Origin of the sequence: Tepidiforma sp. (genome assembly GCF_034433535.1) — a bacterium.
Taxonomy (GTDB): domain Bacteria; phylum Chloroflexota; class Dehalococcoidia; order Tepidiformales; family Tepidiformaceae; genus Tepidiforma.
In genome coordinates this window covers 1-5,093 of the sequence record NZ_DAOUAO010000161.1, presented here as the reverse complement: position 1 = coordinate 5,093, position 5,093 = coordinate 1, and the positions used below count along the sequence as shown (strand labels likewise).

The following is a 5,093-nucleotide window of genomic DNA, read 5'->3' as shown; positions in this document are numbered from 1 at the left end:
GTTGAAGGTTGGAGGTTGGAGGTTAAAGGTTGGAGGTTGAAGGTTAAAGGGTGGAGGTTGGAGGTTACGAGTTGCACGTTCGACCACCTCTCGGCTCCCGGCTCCCGGCTCGCGGGCGGGGAGGGTGGGGTGCGGGGCTCCAACCTCCTCTATACTCCGAGTCCATGAGCAGTAGCGCGCTCCGCCGCAAAGCCCAGGCCGATGCCATCCTCGAGCGGGCGGCCTTCCAGCTCGGAGACCTCCTCCGCGAGGCCTGCGAAGAGCTCCGCCCCTTCCCGCCCTTCCCTAACGCGCTCTTCACCAACGCCATCGAGGTCGACCTCGGCCCCCTTGCCACCGACCCCGACCTCGGCTGCATCGTGGTGGCGGAAGACGGCGAGCTGTACGAGCTCCAGATGGGCATCGACCATGACGCCATCGAGCTGACCGGCTCGTGGGACCCGGTGACCGCGCGCAAGGAAACGCTGAAGAAGGTCGAGCTCCACCCCCGCGATGCCGTGCTCTACACCTACGAAGCCCTCCGGCTTGTGACCGAGCACCTGCTCGAGCGCGACGCCGAACGCGAGGCCCGCTGATGCGGCGGCTCGTGCGGGTCGCCCTCGTTGCCGCCGTGGTCACCGCGGCGCTCTACCTCGCCGTCCGCTGGCTGCGCGCCCGCACGAGCGCGCCCGGGGTCGGTGCTGCTCCCGGCTGGGCGCCGCCGACGGTCGAGCCGGTGCCCACCGTCGAAGAGGACGCCGCCCTCGAGCTGGAGATCGCCGATGCCGAGGCCGAGGGCATGCGCGCGCCCGATTGGGAGCCCGCCATCGATGTGGCGATCGATGAGGCCGGCCACATCGTCGAACCCGAGCCCGTCGCCATCGAGGCCGAGGTGGTCGATGAGCCGCCCGCAGCGGAAGCGCCGGCCCCGGCCGAACCGCCCGCTCCGCCGTCCGAACCGGAGGAGCCGCCCGCCTTCGCCCCGGAAGCCCTGGAGACGGCGCCGCTGCCCGGGGAGGACGCCCTCGAGGCCGAACCGCTCCCCGCGGACGGGCACGAGCTGCGCTCCCTCGCCCAGGAAGTCGCGGCGCTGCAGGCCGAGGAGGCCTTCCTCGAGGCGGTCGAACGCGCCGCACGCGAGGCAGCCGCCGACGTCCCTGCCGCCCGGCCGGGGGGAGCCCCGGAAGCTGCGCCGGATTTCGGCCCCATGCTGGAGGCGAGCGAAGACCTGCCGTGGGCCGTCATCGAGGAAGAATCCGCCGCCCCGGCCGATGAGCCGCTGCCAGCGGCGCCCGCTCCCGCGCCGGCCGAGCCCGATGTGGTCCTGACCCGGTTCGAGGAGCTCGCCGCCATGCCGGAGGACGCAGCGGCGCCGGCCGCGCCGTCCGCGGAAGCGCGGCCGCAGCCCGCAGCGCCGCCGCCAGCAGCCGAGGAGCCGCTGATGCAGAGCGTGGAGGAGGCCCTGCGCGACCTCGACCCCGCCCCCGTGCGGCCTCCCGCCCCGCGTACCGCCGAGTCGTACCTCGATGAGGGAAACGTGTACTTCAACGTCGGCCAGTTCACCCTCGCCATCGACCGCTACACGAAAGCCATCGAACTCGACCCCGACCTGACCGCGGCCTACTACAACCGGGCCAACGCGCTCACCCGCTCGGGCGAGTTCGAACGCGCGCTGGCCGATTACAACCGGGCCCTCGAGCTCGACCCGGACGACCCCGATGCCCTCAACAACCGGGGCATGCTCCACCTCTATCGCGGCCAGTACGCCGCCGCCCTGGCCGATTTCGATGCCGCCCTGCGGGTGGACCCCGGCGATACGACGGTGATGGTGAACCGCGGCCTGGCGCACCTGCACAGCGGCGATGCCGCGGCCGCGCTGGCCGATTTCCTAGCCGCGGCCGGTCTCGACGATGCCGACCCCGCGGCCCACTACGGCGTGGCCCAGGCCTCGGCGGTGCTGGGCAACCGCGAGGAGGCCCTCCGCCACGCGGCCCGGGCGATCGCGCTCGACAGCGGCTACGCGCGGGAGGCCGCCGCCGACCCGAAGCTGGCCATCCTCCAGGGTGATCCGGAGTTCCTGCGCATCCTCCGCGAGGCCGGCAAACAGGGCTGACCGACGCCAGGGCCGTCAACCTCCAACCTCCAACCTTCCACCTCTCACCTCTCCCGGCTCCCTGCTCCCACCTTCCACCTCCCACCTCCCACCTCCCACCTCCAACCTCCCCGCGGTAGACTGAACCACCCGCGATGTTCACCCACCTGCACACCCACACCGAGTACTCCCTGCTCGACGGCATGAGCAAGATCGGCCCGCTCATGGACCGGGTCAAGGCGCTCGGGCAGGAAGCCATCGCCATGACCGACCACGGCGCCCTCTACGGCGCCATCGACTTCTACCGCGAGGCCACCGCCCGCGGCATCAAGCCGATTATCGGCGTCGAGGCGTATGTGGCCCCCGGCAGCCGCTTCAGCCGCGAGAAGGGCGAGAATTCGCCGTACCACCTGGTCATGCTTGCCCGGAACCTCACCGGCTACAAGAACCTCATCGCCCTCGTCACCAAGGCCAACCTCGAAGGCTACTACTACAAGCCCCGCATCGATCGCGAGCTCATCGAAAAGCACTGCGAGGGTATCACCGTGCTCTCCGGCTGCCCCTCCTCCGAATTCCACCGGCGGGTGCAGGAGGGCGACCGCGAGGGCGCCATCGCCGTCGCGAAGTACTACCGCGAGGTGTTCGACGGCCACTACTACCTCGAAGTCCAGGACCACGGCGACGAGAAGTTCACCCGGCTCAACCCCGTGATCGCCAGCATCGGCAAAGAGCTCGGCATCCCCGTGGTGGCCACCAACGACAGCCACTACACCCTCCCCGAAGATGCCGAGGCCCACGACGTCCTGCTCTGCATCGGCACCAACGCCACGGTCGACCAGCGCGACCGCTACCGCTTCGACGGGCAGGGCTACTACCTGAAGAGCGAAGAGGAGATGCTCCGCCTCTTCCCGGAGAACCCCGAGTTCATCACCAACACGATGCTGGTCGCCGATGCCTGCGACCTCGACCTCCGCTTCGACCGCCAGCTCCTGCCCGAGCCGCCGGTGCCGCCGGGCCGCAGCAGCGATGACTACCTCGCCGAGCTCTGCTTCCGCGGCCTGCGCGAACGCTTCGAGGTCGTCACCCCCGAGCTCGAGGAGCGCCTCCGCTACGAGCTCGACGTCCTCCGGCAGACCGGCTTCACCGACTACATGTTCGTGGTCAAGGAGATCGCGGATTTCGCGCGCAAATCTGGCATCCGCATGGGCGTGCGCGGTTCGGCGGCGGCCTCGCTCGTCCTCTACGTCCTGCGCGTGACCGATATCGACCCGGTCGCCAACCGGCTCGTCTTCGAGCGGTTCCTCAACATCGAACGGCGCGAAATGCCGGATGTCGATTTCGACTTCGCCGACGACCGCCGCGACGAGATGATCCGCTTCGCCTACGAGCGCTACGGACACGACCGGGTGGCCCAGATCATCACCTTCGGCACCCTTGGGGCGAAGGCTGCCATCCGCGATGTCGGCCGCGCCCTCGGCATGAGCTACGCCGAGACTGACCGCGTGGCCCGGCTCGTGCCGGAGGTGCTGCACATCACGCTGCCCGAGGCGCTCGAACAATCGCACGAGCTGCGTGAGGCCTACGAGAGCGACCCGCGCGTCCGGCGCCTTGTCGATACCGCCCGCCGGCTCGAGGGCGTCGCCCGCCACGCCAGCACCCACGCCGCCGGCGTCGTCATCTCCCGCGACCCGCTCATCGAGCACGTGCCGCTCCAGCGGCCCACGCGCGGCGACGACGACAGCATCCCGATGACCCAGTTCGCCATGGAGCAGGTCGCGAAAATCGGCCTGCTGAAGATGGATTTCCTCGGGCTGTCGAACCTGACCATCCTCCAGCGCGCGACCGACCTTATCCGCGAGGCGACGGGCGAAACCATCGACCTGACCCGGCTGCCCGACGGCGACCCGAAGACCATGGAGATGCTCGGCAAGGGCGAAACCTTCGGGGTGTTCCAGCTGGAATCCGCGGGGATGCGCCGCTACATCCAGGAGCTCCAGCCCACCTGCATCGCCGACCTCTGCGCCATGGTGGCCCTCTATCGCCCCGGGCCGATGCAGCACATCCCCCGCTACATCGATGGCAAGCACGGCCGGGTGCCGATTACCTACCCGCACCCCGACCTGGCCGACATCCTCGACGAGACCTACGGCGTCATCGTCTACCAGGACCAGGTGCTGCTCATCGCCCGCCAGTTCGCCGGCTACACCCTCGGCCAGGCCGACATCATGCGCAAGGCGATGGGCAAGAAGAAGGCCGAGATCATGGCCGAAGAGCGCGGCCGCTTCATCGCCGGCGCCGTCGCCAAGGGCTACCGCGAGGAGGATGCCCGCGCCGTCTTCGACCTGATCGAGCCGTTCGCGGGCTACGCCTTCAACAAGGCCCACAGCTGGTGCTACGGCCACATCGCCTACCAGACGGCCTACCTCAAGGCGAACTACCCCGTCCAGTACATGACGGCCCTGCTCCAGCTGGCGAAGAACGCGCCCGATACCCACGCGCGTATCGCGGCGGCCGTGGCGGAGTGTTCGCGCCTCGGCATCGAAGTCCTCCCGCCGGACATCAACGCCAGCCAGGACAACTTTGCCGTCGAGCGCCGGCCCGACGGCAGCCTCGCCATCCGCTACGGGCTTGGCGTGATCAAGAACGTCGGCTCGGCCGCGGTCGAGGGGATCATCCGCGCGCGGGAGGAGAGCGGCCCCTATCGCGACATCGAGGACTTCTGCCGCCGCGCCGACCTCTCGGCCGCCACCTCGCGCGTGCTCGAGCACCTCGCCCGGGCCGGCGCCTTCGATACCCTTGGCGGCCCACCCGGTCCCTTCAACCGCGCCACCCTCGCCGGCAACGCCGAGCGGCTCATCGGCCTTGCCCGGCGCGAGCGCGAACTGCGCGAATCCGGCCAGGCCACCCTGTTCGACCTCTTCGGCGTGCAGGTCGAAGCGGCCCGCCCTTCGCTCGACCTCGATGTCCTGCCCCAGCAGCGCGAGGACCTGCTCGCCTGGGAGAAGGAGCTGCTCGGCGTCTA

At 69.8% G+C, this 5,093-nt stretch carries 3 protein-coding genes; all 3 read left to right on the top strand.

Going from position 1 to position 5,093, the window contains the following annotated elements; all coding sequences use genetic code 11:
- Nucleotides 1-164: 164 nt before the first annotated feature.
- Nucleotides 165-575, top strand: coding sequence for a hypothetical protein (locus tag VAE46_RS08670; protein WP_322796533.1), 411 nt, complete (start codon nucleotides 165-167; stop codon nucleotides 573-575).
- On the top strand, nucleotides 575-2,092 hold the full coding sequence (locus VAE46_RS08665) for a tetratricopeptide repeat protein (protein ID WP_322796532.1): 1,518 nt from the start codon (nucleotides 575-577) through the stop codon (nucleotides 2,090-2,092). The genes VAE46_RS08670 and VAE46_RS08665 overlap by 1 nt, the downstream gene beginning before the upstream one ends.
- A gap of 134 nt (nucleotides 2,093-2,226) precedes the next feature.
- Nucleotides 2,227-5,093 (top strand): DNA polymerase III subunit alpha (gene dnaE / locus VAE46_RS08660; RefSeq protein WP_322796531.1); only part of this gene is annotated, 2,867 nt, incomplete at its 3' end.

Bases quoted from the DNA above. Each gene is read 5' to 3' on its own strand.
- VAE46_RS08670 (WP_322796533.1), top strand. From the start codon at position 165: ATGAGCAGTAGCGCGCTCCGCCGCAAAGCCCAGGCCGATGCCATCCTC.
- VAE46_RS08665 (WP_322796532.1), top strand. From the start codon at position 575: ATGCGGCGGCTCGTGCGGGTCGCCCTCGTTGCCGCCGTGGTCACCGCG.